General features: G+C 71.3%; 21 protein-coding genes. 7 read left to right on the top strand and 14 right to left on the bottom strand.

Annotated elements, in window-relative coordinates; translation table 11 throughout:
* Positions 1–201 precede the first annotated feature (201 nt).
* The 9 genes from NLX86_RS27725 to NLX86_RS27685 form a co-directional block, all read right to left on the bottom strand.
* Positions 202–1,050: a PadR family transcriptional regulator gene (locus NLX86_RS27725; RefSeq protein WP_254374536.1), complete on the bottom strand. Its 849-nt coding sequence runs from the start codon at positions 1,048–1,050 to the stop codon at positions 202–204.
* A gap of 1 nt (position 1,051) precedes the next feature.
* Positions 1,052–1,882: a DUF4097 family beta strand repeat-containing protein gene (locus NLX86_RS27720; RefSeq protein ID WP_254374535.1), complete on the bottom strand. Its 831-nt coding sequence runs from the start codon at positions 1,880–1,882 to the stop codon at positions 1,052–1,054.
* Positions 1,883–1,979: 97 nt separating this feature from the next.
* Positions 1,980–2,162: a DUF6104 family protein gene (locus NLX86_RS27715; protein WP_005312030.1), complete on the bottom strand. Its 183-nt coding sequence runs from the start codon at positions 2,160–2,162 to the stop codon at positions 1,980–1,982.
* 121 nt (positions 2,163–2,283) lie between these two features.
* Positions 2,284–6,216: a multifunctional oxoglutarate decarboxylase/oxoglutarate dehydrogenase thiamine pyrophosphate-binding subunit/dihydrolipoyllysine-residue succinyltransferase subunit gene (locus NLX86_RS27710; protein ID WP_254374534.1), complete on the bottom strand. Its 3,933-nt coding sequence runs from the start codon at positions 6,214–6,216 to the stop codon at positions 2,284–2,286.
* A 237-nt stretch (positions 6,217–6,453) separates the two neighbouring features.
* Positions 6,454–7,518 (bottom strand): ATP-binding protein, encoded by a 1,065-nt coding sequence (locus NLX86_RS27705; protein ID WP_254374533.1) that lies wholly within the window; start codon positions 7,516–7,518, stop codon positions 6,454–6,456.
* Positions 7,515–8,252 carry a response regulator transcription factor gene (locus tag NLX86_RS27700; RefSeq protein ID WP_254374532.1) on the bottom strand — a complete coding sequence of 246 codons (738 nt, stop codon included), beginning with the start codon at positions 8,250–8,252 and terminating at the stop codon, positions 7,515–7,517. Before NLX86_RS27700 ends, NLX86_RS27705 begins: the two co-directional genes overlap by 4 nt.
* Before the next feature lie 75 nt (positions 8,253–8,327).
* Entirely contained in the window at positions 8,328–9,077 is a 750-nt protein-coding gene (locus NLX86_RS27695; RefSeq protein WP_374213970.1) for a spermidine synthase, read from the bottom strand.
* 47 nt (positions 9,078–9,124) lie between these two features.
* A complete protein-coding gene (locus NLX86_RS27690) occupies positions 9,125–9,742 on the bottom strand; it encodes a hypothetical protein (RefSeq protein ID WP_254374561.1) in 618 nt (205 codons plus the stop codon).
* Positions 9,743–9,756: 14 nt separating this feature from the next.
* Complete coding sequence (locus NLX86_RS27685) at positions 9,757–10,812, bottom strand: hypothetical protein (protein WP_254374530.1); 1,056 nt, start codon at positions 10,810–10,812, stop codon at positions 9,757–9,759.
* Between the two features lie 134 nt (positions 10,813–10,946).
* Between NLX86_RS27685 and lon the strand changes: the two genes are divergently transcribed.
* Together lon and NLX86_RS27675 are read left to right on the top strand one after the other, a co-directional pair.
* Complete coding sequence (lon, locus tag NLX86_RS27680) at positions 10,947–13,343, top strand: endopeptidase La (RefSeq protein WP_254374529.1); 2,397 nt, start codon at positions 10,947–10,949, stop codon at positions 13,341–13,343.
* 640 nt (positions 13,344–13,983) lie between these two features.
* Positions 13,984–14,439, top strand: a complete 456-nt coding sequence (locus NLX86_RS27675; RefSeq protein WP_374213969.1) for a MarR family winged helix-turn-helix transcriptional regulator — start codon at positions 13,984–13,986, stop codon at positions 14,437–14,439.
* Positions 14,440–14,459: 20 nt separating this feature from the next.
* Here NLX86_RS27675 and NLX86_RS27670 read toward each other — a convergent pair whose 3' ends face one another.
* The gene (locus NLX86_RS27670; protein WP_254374527.1) at positions 14,460–15,242 is read right to left on the bottom strand and encodes a protein phosphatase 2C domain-containing protein; all 783 of its coding nucleotides are present in this window, start codon (positions 15,240–15,242) and stop codon (positions 14,460–14,462) included.
* A gap of 364 nt (positions 15,243–15,606) precedes the next feature.
* Between NLX86_RS27670 and NLX86_RS27665 the strand changes: the two genes are divergently transcribed.
* The 5 genes from NLX86_RS27665 to NLX86_RS27645 all read left to right on the top strand — a co-directional run bounded on the left by NLX86_RS27665 (position 15,607) and on the right by NLX86_RS27645 (position 21,119).
* Positions 15,607–18,276 (top strand): nitrate- and nitrite sensing domain-containing protein, encoded by a 2,670-nt coding sequence (locus NLX86_RS27665; RefSeq protein ID WP_374213968.1) that lies wholly within the window; start codon positions 15,607–15,609, stop codon positions 18,274–18,276.
* A complete protein-coding gene (locus NLX86_RS27660) occupies positions 18,273–18,749 on the top strand; it encodes a roadblock/LC7 domain-containing protein (protein WP_254374525.1) in 477 nt (158 codons plus the stop codon). The genes NLX86_RS27665 and NLX86_RS27660 overlap by 4 nt, the downstream gene beginning before the upstream one ends.
* Entirely contained in the window at positions 18,746–19,159 is a 414-nt protein-coding gene (locus NLX86_RS27655; protein ID WP_254374524.1) for a DUF742 domain-containing protein, read from the top strand. Before NLX86_RS27660 ends, NLX86_RS27655 begins: the two co-directional genes overlap by 4 nt.
* A complete protein-coding gene (locus tag NLX86_RS27650; RefSeq protein ID WP_308409650.1) occupies positions 19,140–19,793 on the top strand; it encodes an ATP/GTP-binding protein in 654 nt (217 codons plus the stop codon). The genes NLX86_RS27655 and NLX86_RS27650 overlap by 20 nt, the downstream gene beginning before the upstream one ends.
* A gap of 78 nt (positions 19,794–19,871) precedes the next feature.
* Positions 19,872–21,119 carry a styrene monooxygenase/indole monooxygenase family protein gene (locus NLX86_RS27645; protein WP_254374523.1) on the top strand — a complete coding sequence of 416 codons (1,248 nt, stop codon included), beginning with the start codon at positions 19,872–19,874 and terminating at the stop codon, positions 21,117–21,119.
* On the opposite strand, the gene NLX86_RS27640 is transcribed toward NLX86_RS27645, so the two are convergent.
* From NLX86_RS27640 to NLX86_RS27625, 4 genes are all read right to left on the bottom strand, one after another.
* On the bottom strand, positions 21,080–22,267 hold the full coding sequence (locus NLX86_RS27640) for a C40 family peptidase (protein ID WP_254374522.1): 1,188 nt from the start codon (positions 22,265–22,267) through the stop codon (positions 21,080–21,082). The genes NLX86_RS27645 and NLX86_RS27640 overlap by 40 nt on opposite strands.
* Before the next feature lie 185 nt (positions 22,268–22,452).
* A complete protein-coding gene (locus NLX86_RS27635) occupies positions 22,453–22,728 on the bottom strand; it encodes a hypothetical protein (RefSeq protein ID WP_254374521.1) in 276 nt (91 codons plus the stop codon).
* A gap of 10 nt (positions 22,729–22,738) precedes the next feature.
* Positions 22,739–23,470 (bottom strand): TetR/AcrR family transcriptional regulator, encoded by a 732-nt coding sequence (locus NLX86_RS27630; protein WP_254374520.1) that lies wholly within the window; start codon positions 23,468–23,470, stop codon positions 22,739–22,741.
* Between the two features lie 30 nt (positions 23,471–23,500).
* Positions 23,501–24,430, bottom strand: coding sequence for a diiron oxygenase (locus NLX86_RS27625; protein WP_254374519.1), 930 nt, complete (start codon positions 24,428–24,430; stop codon positions 23,501–23,503).
* Between the last annotated feature and the right edge of the window lie 129 nt (positions 24,431–24,559).

Below are 24,559 nucleotides of genomic sequence, written 5' to 3'. Positions count from 1 at the left end.
CCTGGGCGCCGGGGTGTGTAAAGGTCCCGGTACCGCGACCGTCAGGGAGCCTCGCGCCCCGGAGCGGCTCGCCTCCGGCGCCTGGGCGCCGGGGTGTGTAAAGGTCCCGGTACCGCGACCGTCAGGGAGCCTCGCGCCCCGGAGCGGCTCGCCTCCGGCGCCTGGGCGCCGGGGTGTGTAAAGGTCCCGGTACCGCGACCGCTAGGGAGCACCGCGGAGGGCCGCGCTGATGTGGGCTGCCGCCGCCGACAGGTGGCGGCGGGCCTCCTGCAGCTGAGCGTCCGTCACGCCATGGTCCCGCGCCGCGTCGCGGATGTCGTCGCGGAACCGGTCCAGCAGCCGGTCCAGGTCGCGCGCCGGGTTGCCCGAGGAGTCCTCGTGCGCCCACTCCGGCTCGGGTCCGGGCTCGGGCGCCGGCCGGCCGAAGCGGCCGAACTCCTTCGTGATGTCGGCCAGACCCTCCCGTACGCTGGTCGGCCAGTCGCCCCGCGCGAAGCGGTCCTGCACCCGCTTGGCGAGGCGCTGCATCTCCTGCCGCGCCTGCTCATGCGCCTCCTGCGCCTGGCGCCGCGCCTGCTGCGCGTCCTCGCGGGCCCTGCGGCTCTCGTCCTTCGCCCGGCGGGCCTGCTCCTTCCAGTCACCCCCCGCGGAAGCGGACTCGCGGCGCGTCTCGGACGCGGCGGCCCGCATCTCGCGGCGCAGGTCGCCAGCCGCGCCGCGTACGTCGGCCCGGATCTCGGCGGCCAGTTCGGAGACCGACTCGCGGATCTCCAGTTCCAGGTCGGCCAGTTCACCGCTGCGGCCCGCCAGTTCCTCCCGGCCCGCGTCGGTGATCGAGTACACCTTGCGGCCGCCCTCGGTGGCGTGGGTGACCAGGCCCTCGGCCTCCAACTTGGCGAGGCGCGGGTAGACGGTGCCGGCGGACGGGGCGTACAGGCCCTGGAAGCGCTCCTCCAGCAGGCGGATCACTTCGTAGCCGTGGCGCGGTGCCTCGTCGAGCAGTCCCAGCAGGTACAGGCGGAGGCGGCCGTGGGCGAAGACGGGGGGCATGTCAGAGCACCTTCTCGTCGGCGAGCGGACGGCGGAGGAGGGCGATGGAACCCGAGACTGTGGTGGCCCTGAGCTTGCCGTTGCCCGCCCCAAGGGTGCCGGTGATCTTCTTGGCACCCCACTGGCCGCTGACGCGCAGGTCGTCGAAGGCGTTGGACACCTCTCCGCTCGCGGTGTTCGCCTCGACCTTGGCGTCCGCCGGGTGCGGCAGCCGGATGGCGACCTCGCCGGAGACTGACGTGAGGCTGATGTTGGTGGGGGCGCCGGACGGGTTCACGTCGACGACCATGTCGCCGCTGACCGAGTCGGCCCGTACGGAAGGGCCCGCCCCGTCGATGACGGTCAGGTCTCCCGAGACCGACTTGAAGCGCAGGTCTCCGGTGACGGACTGCGCCTCCAGGCTGCCGGAGACGGTTTCGGCCCGGACATCGCCCGAGACTCCGACCAGGGTGGTGTCGCCGGTGACGCCGCGTACGTCCGTACGGCCCTGGATGCCCGAGACGACCGCCCCGGCGCCGACCACGCCGACCTCGACCCGGGTGCCGCTGGGCACGGCGAGGGAGACCACCGCGCTGCGCTGCCAGCCCTTGGGGTCGAGCCACTTGAGGAAGCCCTTCCAGGGCAGATCCTCGTACGCGACCGTCAGCGTGCCGCCGTGCTGGGTCACGGTCAGCGGCGGGCCGTCGAGCTCGGACACCTCCAGGCGGGCGGAACCTTCCTCGGTTCCGACGACGTTGACGGTTCCGTTGACGATGCGCACGTTGAGCGCCGTCACCGGGTCGTCGAAAGTGAGCTTCTTCGGTTCGGCGACCGCCCACGTCGATTCAGGCATGGTGCTGACCTCCCTCGGGGTAACGCAACATATCGCGTCTCTCGATAGACACGATATATCGCGGTGTGGGGAAGTCAAGGGTGCCCTCGCCAGGGGGTCACTCCTCGTCGTCCTCGTCGTCCAGCCGCGCCAGCCACGTCGCCAGGCGCTCGACCGGGACCTCGAAGTCCGGGTTGAGGTCGACGAACGTCCGCAGCTGTTCGGCGAGCCACTCGAAGGTGACCTCCTCCTCGCCGCGCCGCTTCTCCAGCTCCTCGATGCCGCGATCGGTGAAGTACAAGGCTCACTCCGTGCAGGGTGTGGGGACGTTACCGGCCAGGATATGCCGACCAGTACGCCGGAAGGCCCAGCCCCGCGTGCTGCGGAACCGGGCCTTCCGTACGTACTGCCGAGGCAGCGGGTCAGGCCTCGAAGACCTCGTTGACCAGCTGCTGCTGCTCCGCCTGGTGGCGCTTGGCCGAGCCGACCGCCGGGGATGAGCCGTGCGGCCGCGAGATGCGGCGCAGGCGCTCGCCGTGCGGGATGTCGGCGCCGACCGCCAGGTCCAGGTGGTCGATCAGGTTGAGCGCGATGAACGGCCACGCACCCTGGTTCGCCGGCTCCTCCTGCGCCCAGAGGTACTTCGCGGCGTTCGGGTACTTCGCGATCTCGGCCTGGAGCTCTGCACCCGGCAGCGGGTACAGGCGCTCGAGCCGGATGATCGCGGTGTCCTTGATGCCGCGCTTCTGACGCCCGGCGTCCAGGTCGTAGTAGACCTTGCCGGCGCAGAAGACGACCTTGCGGACGGCGGCCGGGTCGACCGAATCGTCACCGATCACCGGGCGGAACCCGCCGGTGGTGAACTCCTCCGCCTTCGACGCCGCCGCCTTCAGACGCAGCATCGACTTCGGGGTGAAGACGATCAGCGGCTTGTGGTGCGGGTTGTGGACCTGCCAGCGCAGCAGGTGGAAGTAGTTCGACGGCAGAGTCGGCATGGCGACCGTCATGTTGTCCTGCGCGCACATCTGCAGGAAGCGCTCCGGGCGGGCGGAGGAGTGGTCCGGGCCCTGGCCCTCGTAACCGTGCGGCAGGAGCAGCGTGACGCCGGAGGTCTGGCCCCACTTCTGCTCGGCCGAGGAGATGAACTCGTCCACGACGGTCTGCGCGCCGTTGACGAAGTCACCGAACTGCGCCTCCCACATGACCAGCGTCTCGGGCCGGGCGAGGGAGTAGCCGTACTCGAAGCCCATCGCCGCGTACTCGCTGAGCAGCGAGTCGTAGACGTTGTAGCGGGCCTGGTCATCGGAGAGGTAGAGCAGCGGCGTGTAGTCCTCGCCGGTCTCCTGGTCGACCAGGACGGCGTGCCGCTGGCCGAACGTACCGCGACGGGTGTCCTGGCCGGACAGCCGGACCGGGGTGCCCTCCATCAGCAGCGAGCCGATGGCGAGCGTCTCGCCCATGCCCCAGTCGATCGTGCCGTCCTCGACCGAGGCCGCGCGGCGCTGCATCTGCGGCATCAGACGCGGGTGCACGGTGACCCCGTCGGGGATGTTGACCTGGGACTCCGCGATCCGCTTGACGTTCTCCTGGGAGATCGCGGTGGTCACGGCGACCGGGAACTCGGGCAGAGCCTCCGGGACGTGGGCCGTGGCCGGGTGCGAGGTGGCCTCGCGGACCTCCGCGAACACCTTCTCCAGCTGACCCTGGAAGTCCTGCAGCGCCTGCTCGGCCTCTTCCAGCGTGATGTCACCGCGACCGATGAGCGACTCGGTGTAGAGCTTGCGCACCGAACGCTTCTTGTCGATCAGGTTGTACATCTGCGGGTTGGTGAACTGCGGGTTGTCGCCCTCGTTGTGACCGCGGCGGCGGTAGCAGATGAGGTCGATCACGACGTCCTTGTTGAACGTCTGCCGGAACTCGAAGGCGAGCCGCGCGACGCGGACCACGGCCTCCGGGTCGTCACCGTTGACGTGGATGATCGGCGCCTCGATCATGCGCGCCACGTCGGTCGCGTACATGGAAGAACGCGAGGACTCCGGGGCGGCGGTGAAGCCGACCTGGTTGTTGATGACGATGTGTACCGTGCCGCCGGTGCGGTAGCCGCGCAGCTGCGACATGTTGAGCGTCTCGGCCACGACACCCTGGCCGGCGAAGGCCGCGTCACCGTGCAGCGCGACGGGCAGGACGGTGAAGTCCGTACCGCCCTTGTTGATGATGTCCTGCTTGGCGCGGGCGACACCCTCCAGGACCGGGTCGACCGCCTCCAGGTGGGAGGGGTTGGCGACGAGCGAGACCTTGATCTGCTCGCCGTCCAGGCCGGTGAAGGTGCCCTCGGCGCCCAGGTGGTACTTGACGTCGCCGGAGCCGTGCATCGACTTCGGGTCGAGGTTGCCCTCGAACTCCCGGAAGATCTGCGCGTACGACTTGCCGACGATGTTCGCCAGGACGTTCAGGCGGCCGCGGTGGGCCATGCCGATGACCACCTCGTCGAGGCGGGCCTCGGCGGCCGAGTCGATGACGGCGTCGAGCAGCGGGATGACGGACTCGCCGCCCTCCAGGGAGAACCGCTTCTGGCCGACGTACTTGGTCTGCAGGAAGGTCTCGAACGCCTCGGCAGCGTTGAGGCGGCGCAGGATCCGCAGCTGCTCCTCGCGCTCCGGCTTGGAGTGCTGGCGCTCGACGCGGTCCTGGAGCCACTTGCGCTGCTTCGGGTCCTGGATGTGCATGAACTCGATGCCGGTGGTGCGGCAGTACGAGTCGCGCAGCACACCCAGGATGTCGCGCAGCTTCATCAGCTGCTTGCCGGCGAAGCCGCCGACCGCGAACTCGCGCTCCAGGTCCCACAGGGTGAGGCCGTGCTCGATGATGTCGAGGTCGGGGTGCTTGCGCTGCTTGTACTCGAGCGGGTCGGTGTCGGCCATGACATGGCCGCGGACCCGGTAGGAGTGGATCAGCTCGAAGACGCGCGAGGCCTTGGCCACGTCGTCGTCGTGCGAGACGTCGATGTCGCGGAGCCAGCGGACCGGCTCGTACGGGATGCGCAGCGACTCGAAGATCTCGTCGAAGAAGCCGTTCTCGCCGAGGAGGAGCTGGTTCACGACGCGCAGGAACTCGCCGGAGGCGGCGCCCTGGATGACCCGGTGGTCGTACGTCGAGGTCAGCGTCATGACCTTGGAGATGCCCAGCTTGTTCAGGGTGTCCTGGGAGGTGCCCTGGAACTCGGCCGGGTAGTCCATCGCGCCGACGCCCATGATGAGGCCCTGTCCGGGCATCAGGCGGGGCACGGAGTGGACGGTGCCGATGCCGCCGGGGTTCGTCAGCGACGCGGTGACTCCGGTGAAGTCGTCCATGCCGAGCTTGCCGGTGCGGGCGCGGCGGACGATGTCCTCGTACGCCTGCCAGAACTCGAAGAAGTTGAGCGTCTCGGCCTTCTTGATCGCCGCGACGACCAGCTGGCGGTCACCGTTCGGCTTCACCAGGTCGATGGCGAGGCCGAGGTTGACGTGCGCCGGCTTGACCAGCGTCGGCTTGCCGTCCTTCTCCGCGAAGGAGTAGTTCATCGACGGCATGGCCTTGAGGGCCTGCACCATCGCGAAGCCGATGAGGTGGGTGAAGGAGACCTTCCCGCCCCGGGCGCGCTTGAGGTGGTTGTTGATGACGATGCGGTTGTCGAAGAGCAGCTTCACCGGGACCGCGCGGACGGACGTGGCCGTCGGCAGCCCCAGCGAGGCGTTCATGTTCTTCGCCACGGCCGCGGACGGGCCGCGCAGCGTCACGAGCTCCGGGCCCTCGGGGGCTTCCTTCGCCTCCTTGGCCTCCTTGGCCGGCGACCCGGCAGGGGGCGCGGCGGCAGCCGCTCCAGTGGAGCCGGTGCTTGCACCGGGCTTGAGGCCGGCCGGCTGTGCGGCGGCCGGAGCGGGGGCAGAGGCGGGCTTCGCGGCTGCCGGAGAGGCCGGGGCCGGGGCGGGAGCCGGGGCAGCGGCCTGAGCGGCGGGCGCGGCGGCGACTGGGGGCGCGGCGGCAGCCGCTCCAGTGGAGCCGGTGCTTGCACCGGGGGGCGTCGCCGGGGCAGGAGCCGGGGCCTGGGCCGGGGCGGCCTGGGGCGCGGGGGACGCAGCCCCCGCGGCTGCGGCCTCGTCCGTGGGCTTCACCGCGGCCGGAGCGCCGGCCGCGCCCGGCTTGTAGTCGGCGAAGAAGTCCCACCAGGCGCGGTCGACCGAATTCGGGTCCTGGAGGTACTGCTGGTAGATCTCGTCGACGAGCCACTCATTGGGACCGAACGCGGCAGCAGGGTTCTTTCCCTGCCCGTCTTGGTCGGTCGAGATGCTCGGGTTACTGGGGGACTGTGGCGACACGGCGGTAACCGCCCTCTTCCGCTTCACAAGGTGATGGACAGCGGGAATAAAGGCTACGCCTCCCTGGCCCGGAGATGCAGGCCGGGCGGGCGATCCGTCGTGCAAGTCACATCGAAACCCGTGTTTCGCCGCTTGAAATGGCGGGAAACAAGCGGGGTTCCGGTGCATAGCGGGTACGCGCCACCGTGGGTGCGGCCCCACGGCCCGCACCCCTGCCTGATCTCCTCGAACCCTACGTCAACGCTGCGACGGGACGATTCCCGGAAGAGTGACCTGTATCCGGCAGCCACGGGATGATTCGGCCACTCCTATGCGTCCGCCGTGCAGATCGACGGCCCAGCGGGCGATGGCGAGCCCCAGCCCCGTACCGCCGTCGCCGCCGGACGCGCTGCCGCGGTTGAAGCGCTCGAAGACCCGGTGCCACTCCGACTTCGGAATGCCCGGGCCCTCGTCCAGCACCTCCAGGTCCAGGCTCTCCGGCTGGGCGCCGCGCCGGGCGCGGACGGTGACCCGGCCGTGTGGCGGGCTGTGCTTGACCGCGTTGTCGATCAGGTTGGCCACCACCTGGTGCAGCCGCTCCGCGTCGGCGTGAGCGGTCAGCTCGGGCGGCGAGACGTCGAGGTGGAGATGGACGTCCTTGCGGGTGTGGCTGCCGGAGCCGGAGGTGAGACCGCGCTGCGCGGCCACCAGATTGGCTTCCTTCAGGACGCCCGACAGATAGGGCCACACCTCGAAGCGGCGCGCCTTCAGCGGTACCACCCCGTTGTCGAGCCGTGACAGGTCGAGCAGCGTCTCCACCAGCCGGCCGAGGCGCTCGGTCTGCTTCAGCGCGGTCCGCATCGTCTCCGGGTCGGCGGCGGAGACGCCGTCGACGACGTTCTCCAGTACGGCCCGCAGCCCCGCGATGGGAGTGCGCAGCTCGTGCGAGACATTGGCGACCAGCTCCTTGCGGTGCCGGTCCACCGCCTCCAGGTCGTCCGCCATGCGGTTGATCGTGTCGGCCAGGTCGCCCAGCTCGTCGCGCCGGCCGGCGCCGCGCACCCGCCGCGTGTAGTCGCCGTGCGATATGGCCCGCGCCACGGTCGTCATCTCGTCCAGCGGTGCGGTCAGGCTGTGCGCCACGAACTGGGTGATCAGCATCGAGGCGATCACCGAGAAGACCGTGATGAAGCGCAGCTCGGTCTCGGTGCGCAGGGCCACCAGCAGCAGGCCCGTCGTGATGAAGACCGAGACGACGACGAGCGTGCCCAGCTTGGTCTTGATCGAGAACGGGCGCAGCCCCGTCCCGGGCCGGCGGCTCATGGCGCCGGTGTCTCCAGGGCGTATCCGACTCCGTGGACGGTACGGATCCGCTCGGCGCCGATCTTGCGCCGCAGCGCCTTGATGTGGCTGTCGACGGTCCTGGTCCCCGAGGCGTCCGCCCAGTCCCACACCTCGGCCAGCAGCTGCTCGCGCGAGAGCACCGCGCGGGGTGTGTTCGCCAGGCAGACCAGCAGGTCGAACTCGGTGGGGGTCAGGTGTACGTCCTCGGTACGGACCCGCACCCGCCGCTGGGCGTGGTCGATCTCCAGCTCACCGAGGCGCAGTATGCCGCTGCGCGGGGTGTGCGCGGCCTGCGTCGCGCGCTCCACGCGCCGCAGCAGGACATGCACCCGGGCCGCGAGCTCGCGCATCGAGAACGGCTTGGTCATGTAGTCGTCCGCGCCGACACCGAGTCCTACCAGCATGTCGGTCTCGTCGTCACGCGCCGTGAGCATCAGTACCGGAACCGGCCGCTGCGCCTGGACGCGGCGGCAGACCTCCAGGCCGTCGAAGCCCGGCAGCATGATGTCCAGTACGAGCAGGTCGGGCAGCCATGCCTCCGCCGCTTCCACGGCGGCAGGGCCGTCGGTGGCCGTCTGCACCTGGAACCCCTCGGCGCGCAGGCGCGCGGCGATGGCGTCGACGATCGTCGGGTCGTCCTCGACGACCAGCACCCGGCGCTGGGCGCCGGGGGTGGCGGGTACGCCGTTGTGCGTGGTGTGTGTCTGATCCATCGCCCCGCCCCTGGGAGTGCGCTTCCAAAGATCCGCGTACAGGGGAGCAGCGTAAAGGCAGTCGGACGCTCCCGGCTACGCAGGGCGATGTGCGAGGTGGACGACGTCGGGGACGCCTCGGGCAACCTGGACCTCTTTGGTCCGTACCCCGCTGAATCCGGCATTCCGCAATGACTCTTCGAAGCTGGCCGACGGTTGCGCGGACCAGACGGCGAGGACTCCGCCGGGGTTCAACCGCGCCTGGCAGGCGGCCAGTCCGGCCGGTGAGTAGAGGCTGCTGTTGTCCTCGGTGACCGTCCAGTCGGGGCCGTTGTCGATGTCGAGGCAGAGCGCGTCATATGTGTCCGAAGCGGTACGAGCGTACGCAACGAGATCCGTGTGCAGAATCACGGTCCGCGGATCGCTCAGCGCCTCGCGCGAGATGGCGCCGAGCGGGCCCTCGCGGTGCCAGTCGATGATCGCCCGCTCGCGCTCGACGACCGCGATCCGGCCCCAGCCGGGATTCGCCGCGGCTCGGGCGAGCGAGAAGCCGACCCCGAGCCCGCCGATGAGTACGGAGGCACCGCCGTACAGCGCTGCTCCATCCAGTGTCTCGAACGCGGCGTCGACCAGCAGCCGTTCGGAGCGGCCGTCGGAAGTGTCCATCAGGAAGCACCCGTTGGCGATGATCTCGTACCGCGCCCCGCGCTGCCGCAGGACGACCTCGCCGTGCGGTCCGTCACGCCGGTCGAGGACGACCGGTACTTGTGCGTCGGTGTCGGCGGGGTGCGGCGAGAGCACGGCGGTTCCTCCAGGTGACGGTTCGGCCTGCGGATGTCCGCACATCCTCGCAAAAGCCGTCCGGCGAAGCCACGCGAAAACGACCCCACGGGTCAGGTCCACGACCCCTCGGCGCGCGCCCCGCGCCACACGTAGAGCGCCCCGCCGCACAGGAACGCGGCGGCAGCAACGCCCCAGGCCGCGGCCTGGGGCCCCGGTTGCGTCCACCAGGCCCATACGGCGGCGAACCCGCCCGGGGTACGCGGCGCCGCCAGATGGACCGCGCCCGCGTAGACCGCCATGGGCAGCCAGCTCAGCCGCGCCCCCAGCACCGCCGCAGCGCCCGCTGTGACTCCACAGGCGCCCAGCACATTGCGCGCGACGGCCGGTGCCCCGAACTGCTCCGGGTGTCCGGGGGCGGCGTGGGCGAGGAGTCCGACCGCGAGGGCGAGGAGCCCGACCGCCAGGGCGGTCAGCGCCAGCAGGTGCACCAGCCGCCGGGGCCACCAGGGGCGGCCTGCCGTGGGGTCCAGCTCCTCGGCGTGCGTGTAGAGGCTGACGCCGACGGCGGCGGAGGCGAGCAGCGGGGCCGGCGTGAGGACCAGGAAGCGAGCGGCGTGGTCGAAGTGCAGCCCGTCCTGGAACCCGTACGCGGCCCAGGCGGCGGACGCCGAGATGGCGGCGAGGGCGCCGAGGGTCAGCGGGAGCCGGCGCGAACGGGCGTACAGCATCAGCGGGTTGACGCTCACAGAGACGGCACCTTCCGCGGGTCGCAGTCGCCACGGGTGGCGAAGTAGCGGCTGAGCCAGGCGCGGCGTTCCTCGTCGCCCATGGCCTTGAGGCGTGGCAGCTGCTTGGGTGGGCCGAACGGTTCGAAGTACCCGTGCGGCGGCGGTGCGAGCCAGTCCTGTACTGCCGTGTCGAGTTCTCTCAGCCGCTCGGCTCCGGCCCCGTCGCAGTCCCGCCAGGTCAGTGCGGCGGCGGCTTCCCAGGCGTACTGCTGGAGGTCGGTCAGCCGCCCGCGCAGCACGGACTGCCCGAGGGGCTCCAGCATGGGCAACTGGACCTCGTCCGCGCGCGGTTCGCCGGCAACGTCCTCGAACCGGACCGGAACGCCCTCCACCCCCTTCAGTCGGCCGGTGACGCCGGACAGAGCCCGGGAGACCTGGGGCAGCAACTTGGCGTTGGTGCTGTTGACGCAGACCTGCGGGGTGGAGTCGTCGCAGACCTGTCGGTTCAGCGCCGGGTCCATGCGCCACATGCCGTCGCCCGTCTGCGCGATGGCGATGGCCGCGGCGGTGGCGACCGCCAGGGGCAGCAGCGCGGTGGCCCGGCGGCGGGCTGCGTACGCGAGCCGGATGGCGTAGATGAAGGCGGCGGGCACCGGCTCGCCCATCGAGACGCGCGGCAGGTGCGGAAAGTCCGCCTCCTCCAGGGCCTTACGGAGCCAGGCGAGTTCGGGGGGCGTCAGCCTGCCCGGTGCGCCGGTCTTGCTTCCGGTCCGTGTGGTGTACGTGCCGTCGCCGTTGACCAGCCGCTGTCGTGCCGTCCGGCGATGCCGCCGGTTACCGTCACCGTGACCAGTCGCTCGTCCCGGCCGGTGGGCGCGGGGTCGGACGGGGTGGCGGACGGGGTGGCGGTTGCCGGGGGCGTCGACTCCGGTGCGGGGGACGAGGCCGTCCTCCGGTCCGGCGCATGGCTCGGCTCCGCGCCGCCGCCCGCGGTGCAGCCCGCCAGCAGCAGGGCGGCCGCCGGCAGCCCGCTCGTCGTCCACCCGGTCGGTCTCATGCCTGCCGAGCATGCCGGATCGCGCGTTCGTACGGGAGAGAGCGGGCGCGCAGAGCGATCGCTCAGAGCGAACGCCGGTGGGGGAACATCCCGGAGCGCCGAAGCATTGAGTCCGTACAGCTCAACTTCGCTGCCGAAGGGAAGATCATGGCTTCGACGTCCGCATCACTCACTCTCCCCGTGCTGCCGCTCGACGACGAGGTCGTGCTGCCCGGCATGGTGGTGCCCCTCGACCTCTCCGACAACGACGTACGGGCCGCGGTCGAGGCCGCGCAAGCCGCGGCCCGCGCGGGCGGCAAACCCAAGGTGCTGCTCGTGCCGCGCGTCGACGGGACGTACGCCGCGACCGGTGTGCTCGGCACCGTCGAGCAGGTCGGCCGGCTCTCCGACGGCGACCCCGGGGCCCTCATCCGGGGCCGCAGCCGGGTGAAGATCGGGGCGGGAACGACCGGTCCCGGCGCGGCCCTGTGGGTCGAGGGCGCCCCGGTGGACGAGACCGTCCCCGATCCGCTGCCCGGCTCGGTCGCAGAACTCGTCAAGGAGTACAAGGCACTCGCCACCAGCTGGCTGAAGAAGCGTGGCGCGTGGCAGGTCGTGGACCGCGTCCAGCAGATCGACGGGGTCTCCGCCCTCGCCGACAACTCCGGCTACTCGCCCTTCCTGACGTTGGACCAGAAGGTCGAACTGCTGGAGACCGCCGACCCGGTGGCCCGGCTCAAGGTCGCGGTCAAGTGGCTCGGCGAGCACCTCGCCGAGCAGGACGTCGCGGAGTCCATCGCCAAGGACGTGCAGGACGGCGTGGACAAGCAGCAGCGTGAGTTCCTGCTGCGCAGGCAGCTGGAGGCCGTACGCAAGGAACTCGCCGAGCTGAACGGCGACCCGGAGGACGAGACCGACGACTACCGGGCTCGCGTCGAGGCCGCGGACCTGCCCGAGAAGGTCCGCGAGGCCGCGCTCAAGGAGGTCGAGAAGCTGGAGCGGTCCAGCGACCAGAGCCCGGAGGGCAGCTGGATCCGCACATGGCTCGACACCGTCCTCGAACTCCCCTGGAACGAGCGGACGGAGGACGAGTACGACATTCAGAGCGCCAAGGCGATCCTGGACGCCGAGCACGCGGGCCTGCAGGACGTGAAGGAGCGGATCACCGAGTACCTGGCGGTGCGCAAGCGGCGTGCCGACCGCGGGCTGGGCGTGGTCGGCGGCCGGCGCGGCGGCGCGGTGCTCGCGCTCGTGGGCCCGCCGGGCGTCGGCAAGACGTCGCTGGGTGAGTCGGTGGCGCACGCGATGGGGCGCAAGTTCGTACGGGTGGCGCTGGGCGGAGTCCGCGACGAGGCGGAGATCCGCGGTCACCGGCGTACGTACGTCGGTGCGCTGCCCGGTCGTATCGTCCGCGCCATCAAGGAGGCCGGTTCGATGAACCCGGTCGTCCTGCTCGACGAGATCGACAAGGTCGGCTCGGACTTCCGCGGCGATCCGGCGGCGGCGCTGCTGGAGGTCCTGGACCCGGCGCAGAACCACACCTTCCGGGACCACTACCTGGAGGTCGAACTCGACCTGAGCGATGTCGTCTTCCTGGCCACGGCGAACGTCCTGGAGGCGATTCCGGAGGCGCTGCTCGACCGGATGGAACTGGTCCGGCTGGACGGCTACACGGAGGACGAGAAGGTCGTCATCGCCCGCGACCACCTGCTGCCGAGGCAGCTGGAGCGCGCGGGTCTGGAGCCGGGCGAGATCGTGCTGGAGGACTCCGCCCTGCGGAAGCTGGCCGGCGAGTACACCCGGGAGGCGGGTGTACGGAACCTGGAGCGCGCCGTTGCCAGGCTGCTGCGGAAGGTGGCGGCCCAGCACGAACTGGGTGAGCGGGAGCTGCCGTTCACGATCGGTGCGGAGCAGTTGCGCAAGCTGATCGGCCGTCCGCACCATGTGCCGGAGTCGGCGCAGGACCCGGCGGAGCGCCGCACGGCGGTGCCCGGCGTGGCCACCGGACTCGCCGTGACCGGCGCGGGCGGGGACGTCCTCTTCGTCGAGGCGTCGCTGGCGGACCCGGAGACGGGCGCCGCCGGTCTGACGCTCACCGGTCAGCTCGGTGACGTGATGAAGGAGTCGGCGCAGATCGCGCTGTCGTTCCTGCGCTCGCGGGGAGCGGAGCTGGAACTGCCGGTCGCCGACCTCAAGGACCGGGGCGTGCACATCCACTTCCCGGCGGGTGCGGTCCCGAAGGACGGGCCGAGCGCGGGCATCACGATGACGACGGCGTTGGCGTCGCTGCTGTCCGGCCGCCAGGTGCGGACGGATGTGGCGATGACCGGTGAGGTGTCGCTGACGGGCCGGGTCCTGCCGATCGGCGGCCTGAAGCAGAAGCTGCTGGCCGCGCACCGGGCGGGGATCACGACGGTCGTGATCCCGAAGCGGAACGAGCCGGACTTGGACGATGTGCCGGCCGAGATCCTGGACCGCCTGGAGGTCCACCCGGTAACGGACGTCCGCCAGGTCCTGGACCTGGCCCTGTCCCCATCGGAGGTGGAGGTCGCGGCGGCGGCGTGAGGGGGGCGTGGTTCGGGGTAACCCGGTGCCGCCCGGCTTGAGAGTCTGGCGATGCCCCCGCTTCACTGCCCATTAGGGCGCTCCTACGTCGCGTCGCTGCGCGATTCCGCTTCGCTCCACCCTGACAGGCAGCCGCGTCCCGCTACTGCGGATGTACGTCGGGCGGCCCCGGGGAGCGGGGCCGGGCACATCAGCTGCCCGGGCGGCCGGGCTTGGGCTCAGTGGCCGCCGGCTGGTGGCCGCTGAGCCGGGGCCGGGCTCGTCCCGCAGTGGCCGCGCCCCCGGCCACCGACCACCCGGTGGCCGCTGAGCCGGGGCCGGGCTCGTCCCGCAGTGGCCGCGCCCCCGAGCCGCTCACCGGCCTGCGGCCGGGCGCGGACCGTCGCGGGATGAAGGGTCCACGGGCCCCGCCCCCTTCCCGAAGCATGCGCTCCCCCGATCAGCTCAACCCGCCCTCACCCACCGGCCTGTCGGCCGCCGAGCCGGGCCGGCGCCCATCCCCAGGTGACCGCGCCCCCCGCCCCTCACCGGCCTGTCGGCCGCCGAGCCGGGCCGGGCTCAGCGCCGGGCGGCGCGGCGCCACGCCGCAGCACCCCGCCCGCGCCTGCGAAATACTGTGCCGTCGGGCAAACGCAAGGAAATGGGAGCAGCTGTGCAAGGGACCGGAGACCAGGAGTTCCTCGCTCTGGAGCGGGAGCTGTCTGTCTTCCTCCGGCGCGCCCGCGCCTCCTCGGGCGAGATGGCCCGTGAGGTCCATCCCGAGCTGGAGCCCGCCGCGTACGGCCTGCTCGTACGCCTGGAGGAGACCGGCCGGCAGCGGGCCACCGAACTCGCCGCCTACTTCGGTGTCGGCAAGGCGACCATGAGCAGGCAGCTGCGGGCGCTGGAGGGCCTCGGCCTGGTGACGCGCGAGCAGGACCCGGCCGACGGGCGGGCCTTCCTCGTCCGGCTGACCGACGAGGGCCGTGCGCGCTTCCTTCGGGTACGGGACGCGCGGCGCAGCCGGTACATGCGCAAGCTGGCCGGCTGGGACCGCGGCGAGGTCGCGGAACTGGCCCGGCTGTTGCATCAGCTCAACAAGCGCGCCGAGGCATGACCGAGCCAGGCCGCGCCTGGTTACAGCTCCGCGTACACCACCGACGCGTCGTCGTGGAGCTTCCAGCGCTCGAACGAATTCAGCTCCGCGTCCGCCTCCTCCAGCGCCCGCACCCGGCCGATCAGCCCGGCCGGCCCCTCCTTGCGCAGGACGGCCAGGCAGTCCGCCCAGTCGCCCTCCCCGAAGACGTCCGCCCAGCAGCTGGCCCCGTCGGTCAGCGCCGCGACCGTACGTACCTCCGCGCGCGGCGACACACCGGTCACCGCGCGCTCCGCCACCGCGGGGTCCGCGGCCGCCGTGAAGAAGCCGCCCTCGGCGTTGCGCAGGGCGTCGATCGCCGCCAGAGAGCGGCGGGTCTCCCGCGGAACGCGGCTCAGCCGGTCGTCCGCGACCGCGGTCACCCGGCCGTCCGGCGCCTCCAGCAGCAGTACGGAGTCGCAGAGGACGAGATGCTCGACCTGCTCGTCGTCCCAGCGCGCCACGACGACCGTTGCCTGAGGCGTACGTACGTGAGAAAGGTCACAGGTGCCGCGGTGTGCTTCGGCGGTGCGCCTGATTGCTTCCGCGAGGATCTCCCGCAAGGTCATATCCCGCCGTGAACCGGACAGTTCGACCAGTGCGCCACCGAGCCGCGCGGTGAACCAGGGCACATCGTGTACACAGCCGTCGTCGTTCCGTGGAGGCGTGACACCGTCCAGCGCCACCAGCACTCCACCCCGGCCCGAGGCTGGTAGGGCCGCTGAGATCCAGTCCTCGTTGGGGCGTGCGGGGTCGCCGGGGACCGAGGCGAGTTCGATGCGCATACGGTAAGTCTGCACGAGCTCTTCACGACCTCGGCCGAACCAAGGTCAATTGGCCCATACCAGCAGGTCAGGCCCGCATTCGGACGGAATCGACCGCTCCGGGAAGCTGTGGGCGCGCATCCTGCCAAAGCCCGCCGCGAAGTTTCAACCGGCGCGCCGAATCGGCCCCTCGATGCGACAGGGGCCGAGTTGTCTGCCAACTCCTGAGTGATGTTCACTCGTTCGGGTGGCCAGGCGGGCGATGCTCGCCCCCCTCCCAAACACACTGGAATGGTCGGAAGCCGTACCGAGGATGTACGAGGGGTGGGGGCGCTTACTTGTTGACCGGCCGTCACCTCGGCCTCACGAGTATGACGACTCAAGATTGCGAGCACCGGTGCAGAACAAGCGGTCTCGGGGTAACGGCCATGGCGTGGCGGGAGCCGATCGCACCGTACGGGTGCGCAGCCGGCTGATCCTCGCCGTAGCTGTCGTCGGCATCACCGTCCTCGCGGCAGGCGCCCCCTCCATCGTCACCGCCTCCGCGGAACTCAACGAGTCGCAGCGGCTGGTCACTCTCGCCCAGCAGAGCCGCCAGACCGTCACCCTCGCGCACTCCCTCGCCGACGAGCGGGACGAGGTTGCCGTGTTCATCGCCGCAGGCCGGGGGAGCAGGGCCGAGGGCACCGAAGGGGCCGAGTCGGACGCCAAGCGGCCGAAGGTCTCCGAGGAGCGCACGGCCCGCGTGGACCGCCAGATCGCCGAGATCACCCCGGACGCCCCCGGCGACCTCCGCCGCGACCTGGAGCGGATCGACACCGTCCGCGCGGCGGCCCTCACCGGCAAGGGCTCGGCCTCCGACGCCCACCAGGCGTACTCGGAGGTGATCGGCGAACTCCTCGCCCTCGCCGGGCAGCTGGCCGAGCAGACGCCGCCGCGCGCCACCGGCGCCCTCGGCGCCACGCGTGCGCTGGTCCCCCTCGGTCAGGCCGTCGAACAGGCCTCCGCCTCCCGGGGCCTGGCCCTCGGCGCGTTGGCCGTGCCCCGCGCCGAGGACCCGGTACCGCAGTACAACCCGGCCACCGGACTCTGGGAGACCGCCGAGAAGTCCTCCGCCGAGGACGGCGAGCGGGACGCACTCAGCGCCGCCGCCCAGCAGTCGCGTGTACGCGAACAGGCGGCCCTGGCCGACTTCCGGCGGACGGCGCGGCCCGACGCCCGCGACTCGCTCGCCTCCACCGTCACCGGCCCCGAGGTGAAGACCGCCGAGGGCTACCTCGACCGCCTCACCGACCAGCCGACCCTCTCCAAGGCCGACCGCAGGCTCGACCGGGAGCGCGTGGACTCCGCGCTCTCCGCCCGGATCGACCGTATGCGCAGCGTCGAGTCGGCCCTCGCCTCCGACCGGGCCGACGCCCTCGCGCAGCTGCGCGACGACGACGTCACCTCCCTGGAGGTACGCATCGGGTTCCTCGGGGTCTGCCTGCTGATCGCCCTGGGTGTCAGCATGGCCGTCGCCCGTACGCTGACCCGCCCGCTGGCCGTCCTGCGGCTCGGCGCGGCCCGCCTCGCGTCCTCGGCCTCGGCCACGGCCGCGTCCTCGGCCTCGCCCGTCACCGAGGGACCGATCCGGTTCACCGGCCGCAACGACGAGTTCGCCGAGGTCGTACGGTCGCTCAACGCGCTCCACGAGCACACCGCGCAGCTGCACGAACGCGCCACACGGCTCGACGCGGACCGTACGAAACTGATCGGCCGCAACGAGAAGCTGGCCACCGAGCGCACCGCGCTGACCGAGCAGCTGGCCGAGCTGCGGACCGGCCTCGAACAGCAGCGCCGCACGCTGACCACCACCTCCGTCAGCCTCTCGCTGCGCACCCTCGGACTGGTCGAGCGCCAGCTCACCGTCATCGAGCAGCTCGAAGCCCGCGAACAGGACCCGGACCAGCTCGCCACGCTCTTCAAGATCGACCACTTCGCCACGGTCATGCGCCGCCACAGCGAGAACCTGCTGGTCCTCGCGGGCGCGGAACACGGCCAGGGCCACCCCGGTCCGGTGCCGCTCGTCGACGTCATGCGCGCCGCCGTCAGCGAGATCGAGCGGTACGAGCGGATCGACATCCAGTCCCTGCCGCCGCACGCCCGGATAGCCGGCCACGCGGCCGACGACATCAGCCACCTGGTCGCCGAACTGCTGGAGAACGCCACAATGTTCTCCCCGCCCGACGCCAGGGTGCAGCTCTCCGGCTGGCTGCTGGAGAGCGGCGAGGTCATGCTCTCCGTCCAGGACGAGGGCATCGGCGTGACCGTCGGCCGTATCGAGGAGCTCAACGAGCGCCTCGCGGACCCGCAGGCGTACGAGACCGAAAGCGGCGCCGAGAGCATCATGGGGCTCGGTCTGTACGTCGTGGCGCGGCTGGCCGCCCGCCACGGTGTACGCGCCGAACTGCGCGCCCAGAAGCAGGGCGGCGGCACAGCGGCGGTCGTGGTCGTACCGACCTCCCTGCTGCCGGCCACGCCGCCGGCCGAGCCGGAGCACACCCCCGCCGTGCCCGGTGCGCCCGCGCTCCACCTGCCGGGGTCGGTCGCGGAGGCCAACTCCAATGCGCTGCCCGGCCGTTCCGCGCTGCTGTCCGGCCAGGACCCGCTGGTGGCCCTGGCGGAGCGTACGGTCCGGGAGGCGGACGCCGAGCCCGCTCACGAGCGGGCCCCCGAGACGACGGCGGAACCGGAACCGAAGCCGCCGGCCGCCGAGCCCGAACCCGTACCCACCGACGCCCCCCAGGCCGACGCGCACGACGACGACCAGCCGCCCACGCGGGAGCGCATCACCGACAAGGGGCTGCCCAAGCGCACCCCCAAGGTCGTCTCGCCCGGCGCCGCACCCGCCCCGGAGCGCAGCGGCAAGGTCGACGCGGACGAACTGCGCCGCCGCCTCGGCGGCTTCCACCAGGGCGCCAAGGACGGTCGGCGCGACGTCGAGACCGAGATCGCCGAACGGACCGAGGACGAGACCGAGGACGAGGGGAACACCGTCGAGGAGGCACGCACGTGACCGCGCCCAGTACGTACGGACTGAGCAGCCAGGCCCGCAATCTGCAATGGCTGCTGACCGATCTCGTCGAGGAGGTGCCAGGCCTGCTCTCCGTGGCGGTCGTGTCGTCCGACGGACTTCTGCTGCTGTCCTCCGACCCGGGACAGACCGGAGCCCGGCAGGACGGCAGGGACGGCCCCAAGGGGGCGAGTGCGGATCTCGCCACGATCGTCTCCGGCCTCGGCAGCCTCACCGCCGGCGCGGCGAAGCTGATGGACGCCGGCGGCGTCAAGCAGACGATGATCGCGATGGAGCACGGCAGCGTCTTCGTCATGTCGATCAGCGACGGCTCCCTGCTCGGCGTGCATGCCACCCCGGACTGCGACATGAGCGTCGTGGCGTACCACATGGCGCTGTTCGTCGGCCGCGCCGGCCACGTCCTCACCCCCGAACTCCGCAGTGAACTGCGCAAATCGATGGAGAGCGCCCAGTGACGCCCGGCAAGACCGCCCCCCAGCTACCCGTCCGCGGCGGTGAAAGGCGTACCGCCCGCGTCCGCCCGTACTCGCTCACCGGCGGCCGCACCCGCTTCGGACATGTCCTGCTCGTCGAGACGTTCGTGGCCGCGCTCGAAGCGCCCGAGGAGCGGCGGGAGCTGACGAACGGCGGCCCCGGCCCGCGCGGCGTCATGCCGGAGATGCAGGCCATCGTCGAGATCTGCCGCCGGATGCGTACGGTGGCCGAGATCTCGGCGCTGCTGAAGATGCCGCTCGGCGTGGTGCGCGTACTGCTCAGCGACCTAGCCGACCAGGGAAAGATCCGCGTGTACGGGACAGGACACGGCGCAGGCCGGCCCGAGCGCGCACTGCTCGAAAGGGTGCTGAGTGGACTCCGTCGTCTCTGAGAGGCCCGTCGCCGACACGGACACCGACACGAAAAACGACACCGATACCGAACAAGGTGCACAGGCCTGGCAGACGGACCGCACGCGGGCCCCGATCGCCACCAAGGTCGTCGTCGCGGGCGGCTTCGGCGTGGGCAAGACGACCTTCGTCGGCTCCGTTTCGGAGATCACGCCGCTGCAGACCGAAGCGGTGATGACCGAGGCCGGCGAGGACACCGACGATCTGACCGCGACCCCGGACAAGGTCACGACCACGGTCGCGATGGACTTCGGCCGGGTCACGCTCGACGACGACCTCGTGCTCTACGTCTTCGGCACACCGGGTCAGCAGCGCTTCTGGTTCATGTGGGACGACCTGGTGCGCGGCGCGATCGGCGCCGTGGTGATGGCCGACACCCGCCGGCTGGCCGACTGCTTCCCCGCGCTCGACTACTTCGAGAGCTGCGGCCTGCCGTACGTCGTCGCGGTCAACCAGTTCGAGGGGACGCCGGTCTACGAGGCCGAGGACGTCCGGGAGGCCCTGACGATCCCGCCGCACGTGCCTGTTGTGATCATGGACGCGCGCCGCCGGGTCACGGTCATCGAATCGCTGCTCGCGCTCGTCGGCCACGCGCTGGACGCCACCCCGGAGTAGCCACCCATGGCCACCCGGGGGCGCTGTGCCCGCCCCCGCCCGTACGTACTCAGACACCCGTAGAGAGAAGACCTCGCCATGCGGAAGATACTCATCGTCGGAGCCGGCCAGTCCGGTCTCCAGCTCGCCCTCGGACTCCAGTCGCAGGGGTACGAGGTCACCTTGATGTCCAACCGTACGGCGGACGAGATCCGGACCGGCCGGGTCATGTCCACCCAGTGCATGTTCCGCACCGCGCTCCAGCACGAGCGTGACCAGAAGATCAACTTCTGGGAGGGCCAGGCCCCGCGTATCGAGGGCCTCGGCGTCTCCGTCGCCGCTCCCGACTCCTCAAGGGCCATCGACTGGGTCGGCAAGCTGGACGGATACGCGCAGTCCGTCGACCAGCGGGTGAAGATGGCTGGCTGGATGGAGACCTTCGCACAGCGCGGCGGTCAGCTGGTCATCCACGGCGCGGCCGTCTCCGACCTCGACTTCTTCTCCCGCACCTACGACCTCGTCATGGTCTCGGCCGGCAAGGGCGAGCTGGTCTCGATGTTCGGCCGCGACGCGTCCCGCTCGCCGTACGACGCCCCGCAGCGCGCGCTGGCCGTCGCTTACGTCCACGGCCTCGGCCCGCGCCCCGAGCACCCCGACTACGACGCGGTCCGCTGCAACCTGGTGCCGGGTGTCGGCGAGCTGTTCGTGATGCCGACGCTCACCACGTCCGGCCGCGCGGACATCCTCTTCTGGGAGGGCATCCCGGACGGCCCGCTCGACGTCTTCCGCGGCGTCAAGGACCCGGCCGAGCACCTCTCCCTCACCCTGGAGCTGATGGAGAGGTTCACGCCCTGGGAGTACGCGCGCGCCACCAAGGTCGAACTGACCGACGCGGGCGGGACGCTGGCCGGCCGCTACGCGCCTACCGTACGCAACCCCATCGGCCGGCTGCCCGGCGGCGGCCTGGTGCTGGGCGTCGCGGACGTCGTCGTCGCCAACGACCCGATCACCGGGCAGGGCTCCAACTCGGCGTCCAAGTGCGCGGCCTCGTACCTCGCCTCCATCGTCGAGCGGGGCGAGGAGCCCTTCGACGAGACGTGGATGCAGTCCACGTTCGACCGGTACTGGGCGACGGCGCAGCACGTCACCAAGTGGACCAACGCGATGCTCGGCGTCCCGCCGGAGCACGTGCTGAACCTGATCGGCGCGGCCGGCCGGCTGCAGCCCGTCGCGAACCGCTTCGCCAACGGCTTCAACGACCCGGCGGACTTCGAGAACTTCTTCTACGACCCCTCGCTCACGAACGCCTACCTGGCCGAGGTGTCCGGAGCCGCGGCCGCGGAGTAACCCGTGTCCGACCCCGCCGTCGCGTCCTCGGGCAGCTGCGGCGGGGTGTACGACGCCAGCGCGCTCGCGCCGGGGTCCGGGCGGACCGCGCCCAGCAGCGGATTGGCGGCGATCGGGGAGACCTTGACCCGGGCGCCGGGGCGCGGGGCCTGGACCACCAGGCCGTGGCCCAAGTAGATCGCCACATGCGTAGCCCTGGGGAAGTAGATCACCAGGTCGCCCGGGCGCAGCGAGCGCAGCGGTACCTTCGGGAGCTGCCTCCACTGCTCCTGGCTGGTCCGCGGGATGGACCGGCCCGCGTAGGCCCACGCCTGCGAGGTCAGTCCGGAGCAGTCGAACGAGCCGGGCCCCTCAGCGCCCCACACGTACGGCTTGCCGATCTGGCGGACGGCGTAATCGAGCGCCTCGCCGCCGCTCGCCGACGGCGCCCGGACACCGGCCAGTTCGCCCGTGCCGAGCAGCTCGTCCTGGGCCCGGTCGGTGCCCTCCAGCTCCAGCCTGGCCAGCTCGGCCAGCTGCTCGGCGGTCAGCGAGGCGAGCAGCTCCTCAACTTCCTTCAGGCGCGCCCGCACCTCGTCGCGCTGCTTCTTCTGCCGCGCGGCCAGGACCTGCTGGGCGTCCAGCGCCTTACGGGCCCGGGTGGCCAGTTCGTCGGCGCGTTTCTCGTTGCCGGTCAGCCGGGCCAGTGTCGCCGCCCGGTCGGCCGACTCGCGCCGGATGAGGTGGCGCTCGTCGAGGGCGTGCTGCGGGTCCTGGGCGAGCAGCAGCCGCAGGTACGGCGAGAAGCCGGTGCGGCCCTGGTACTGCTCACGTGCCAGCCGGCCGGCGTCCCCGCGGCTGCCGTTCAGGGCCAGGCGCGCCCGGGAGAGCGCGGCGCTCAGCTTCCGGGTCTCGGCCTGACGCTGCTTGAGGGTCTCGTCGGTCCCGTTGTACGCCTCGGTGGCCTCCTCGGCCTTCCGGTACAACTTCTGAAGCTCCGTCAGCAACTCGGCCACGGGCCGCTCCGGCACCGCGCTTCCGGCCGTGGGAGCCGGGGGAGGGCCGACCGCATGGGCAACGGCGGACGCCGCCGGCCCGCCCGCCACGACCGCGGCCGCCAGGGCCGCCGTACCCGCCGTACACACCGAGCGCAGGAACCGTCCTGACACGTGATCACCTCCGTGGGAGGGATCGTGGCACGGTCAGGGCCGGTCGGCTCCCGTAGCGAGCGAACCGGGGCAAATCGCTCACTCGTCCAGCGCCACCCCGGCGTGGGGGCTTTACAGCCGCTCGCCGGCGAGCCGGAGCGCGGCGCGACGGGTGTCGTGGACCAGGTCCGTCACGGCTGCGGATGTTACGCGCCGCGATCAGGTTTCGACCAGGGCCACTTGAGGCCACCGCGCCGCCTGCCGGCCGGGTCGTACTCGTACTTCCAGCCGGTCTGCAGGCCCAGCCGCTTCGTCTGCCCGGCAGGCACCCGGTGGTAGACGAGCACGGTGGGCGGGCCGCCGTCGGCGTCCGGCACCGGTACCTCGTACACCTTCGGCGGGTGCCCGGTCGGACCGACCAGCACCGGCAGTACCTGGCCGTCCAGGGGGCCGCCCACGAAGGGCGTGTTCTCGCTTCTCACCCCACCAGTCTCACAGCAGGTGGGCGGCCTCGCTCACGATGGGGATCACCCGGCGGGCCAGGATTCCCACCGGGCCGTCGGCGGTCTCCAGTGCCAGCGCGGCCTTCGCCGCCGCCGCGGTCTGGGGGTCGGTGGCGGCGGTCGCCGTCAGCAGCGCGACGAAGTGGTCGACCAGCCAGTCCCGCAGCTCACGGACCGGCGGCTGCTTCTCCTCGTCCAGCCAGATGAGCGAGGCGGCCTCGACCGCCGTGATCCAGGTGCGGACCATCATCCGCAGCCTGACCCCGGGCTCGGGGACCGCGAGATGTACCAGGATCTGCTCGGCGGCGGCCCGCCGTACCTCGTCGACGATGGCGGTCGTACGGGAGGTCTCGGCGACGCTGCCGCCCTGCAACAGCGCGCTGAACCCGGCGTCGTGCTGGTCGACGAACGCGAGATAGCGGTCCAGTACGCGGCACAGCCGGCGGGTGAGCGGACCCGTCTGCGGTTCGGCGAAGCACAGCTCCAGCTCGTCGGCGGCGGACCGCAGGGCGGCCTCGTACAGCTGCTGCTTGCCGCCGGGGAAGTAGCGGTAGACGAGCGGCCGCGACACCCCCGCCGCCTCGGCGACGTCGTCGAAGGAGACCTCCTCCGGGGCGCGGTGCGCGAACAGCGAGAGAGCGGCGTCGAGGAGCTGGACGCGACGCTCCTCGACACTGAGCCGTCGGTACGCGCGGGTGGCCGCCGGAGTCGTCGGGGTCATGCTCCGCAGCGTAACCGCACACTTCACCGATTACGCCAGCAGTCCGGAGGACTTCCAGAGCCGCCGGCCCACACCCCGCATGACCCCGATGTCGTCGAGGAAGTCGGTCAGCCGCTTCGCGCCCGACTGCATGATCTCCCGGCGGTGGCCGCTCTCCTTGACCTGGGCGACCGCCTCACGCCGGTCGAGTCCGACGTTCGTGTAGACCTGCGGGTTGACGAAGGCGATGGAGAACACGCGGGCCGCCTCGCCCGAGCTGATCCGGGTCAGCTCCTGCTCCCAGCGCGGCGCGGTGACCATCTGGCGCCGCAACTCCTCGCGTGCGTACCGGACATGGCGTGCTTCCTCGATCACGTGGATGCGGGTCACTCCGCGCACCAGGGTCTGGACCCGCTCGTCCGGGAAGGTGAGCCGCTGCATCCAGTCGAGGATCTCCTCGCCGAGCAGGGTGCAGGCGAAGGAGCCGGGGGTGGTCGAGACGGTCTTCAGGACGCGGGCGAGGTTGTGGTTGAGCTTCGAGACCGGGTACGCGGGGGCACCGCCCTTCTGGATCATGCGGGCGAACATCATCGAGTGCCGGCACTCGTCGGCGATCTCGGTGAGCGCGTAGCGGACGTGGTTGCTGGTGAGCGACTTGTCGTAGATGTGGCGGACCAGCAACTGCATCAGGATGATCTCGAACCAGATGCCGAGCGAGGCGAGCGAGGCCGCTTCGTGCCGCGCCAGGTCCATCCGCTGTTCCTCGGACATCTTCCGCCACAGCGGGGTGTCGTAGAGGGACACGAGTTCCGGCGGCCAGAACCACTTGCCCTCCTCCACCGGGGCTTCCCAGTCGAGTTCGGTGTCCGGGTCGAAGGAGTGCTTGGCGGAGGACTCGAGCAGCCGCTCGGCGACCTGCTCACGGTCCTTGAGCAGGCCGAGTGCGTCCCTGAGCACTTCGAGTTCGATGACGGTCGTCATGTGTGCGGGCACCTCGCGCATTCGTTTCCGGGGGTTGCGTCTTATGAGACTGCTTGTCAGCAAGGCCGTCAATCCCTTGTGCGCGACTTGTTGACGCCGCATCTACCAACGTGTGAACCTGCCAAATAT

Origin of the sequence: Streptomyces sp. A3M-1-3 (genome assembly GCF_024213665.1) — a bacterium.
GTDB lineage: Bacteria > Actinomycetota > Actinomycetes > Streptomycetales > Streptomycetaceae > Streptomyces.
The sequence above is the reverse complement of the archived record's forward strand: the minus strand, read 5'-3'. Positions and strand labels throughout refer to the sequence as shown.

What these genes read in the sequence shown, in the direction of transcription:
- NLX86_RS27725 (WP_254374536.1), bottom strand. Translation starts at nt 1,050, where the DNA reads ATGCCCCCCGTCTTCGCCCACGGCCGCCTCCGCCTGTACCTGCTGGGA.
- NLX86_RS27720 (WP_254374535.1), bottom strand. Translation starts at nt 1,882, where the DNA reads ATGCCTGAATCGACGTGGGCGGTCGCCGAACCGAAGAAGCTCACTTTC.
- NLX86_RS27705 (WP_254374533.1), bottom strand. Translation starts at nt 7,518, where the DNA reads ATGAGCCGCCGGCCCGGGACGGGGCTGCGCCCGTTCTCGATCAAGACC.
- NLX86_RS27700 (WP_254374532.1), bottom strand. Translation starts at nt 8,252, where the DNA reads ATGGATCAGACACACACCACGCACAACGGCGTACCCGCCACCCCCGGC.
- NLX86_RS27695 (WP_374213970.1), bottom strand. Translation starts at nt 9,077, where the DNA reads ATGTGCGGACATCCGCAGGCCGAACCGTCACCTGGAGGAACCGCCGTG.
- NLX86_RS27690 (WP_254374561.1), bottom strand. Translation starts at nt 9,742, where the DNA reads ATGCTGTACGCCCGTTCGCGCCGGCTCCCGCTGACCCTCGGCGCCCTC.
- NLX86_RS27685 (WP_254374530.1), bottom strand. Translation starts at nt 10,812, where the DNA reads ATGCTCGGCAGGCATGAGACCGACCGGGTGGACGACGAGCGGGCTGCC.
- lon (WP_254374529.1), top strand. Translation starts at nt 10,947, where the DNA reads ATGGCTTCGACGTCCGCATCACTCACTCTCCCCGTGCTGCCGCTCGAC.
- NLX86_RS27675 (WP_374213969.1), top strand. Translation starts at nt 13,984, where the DNA reads ATGGGAGCAGCTGTGCAAGGGACCGGAGACCAGGAGTTCCTCGCTCTG.
- NLX86_RS27670 (WP_254374527.1), bottom strand. Translation starts at nt 15,242, where the DNA reads ATGCGCATCGAACTCGCCTCGGTCCCCGGCGACCCCGCACGCCCCAAC.
- NLX86_RS27645 (WP_254374523.1), top strand. Translation starts at nt 19,872, where the DNA reads ATGCGGAAGATACTCATCGTCGGAGCCGGCCAGTCCGGTCTCCAGCTC.
- NLX86_RS27630 (WP_254374520.1), bottom strand. Translation starts at nt 23,470, where the DNA reads ATGACCCCGACGACTCCGGCGGCCACCCGCGCGTACCGACGGCTCAGT.
- NLX86_RS27625 (WP_254374519.1), bottom strand. Translation starts at nt 24,430, where the DNA reads ATGACGACCGTCATCGAACTCGAAGTGCTCAGGGACGCACTCGGCCTG.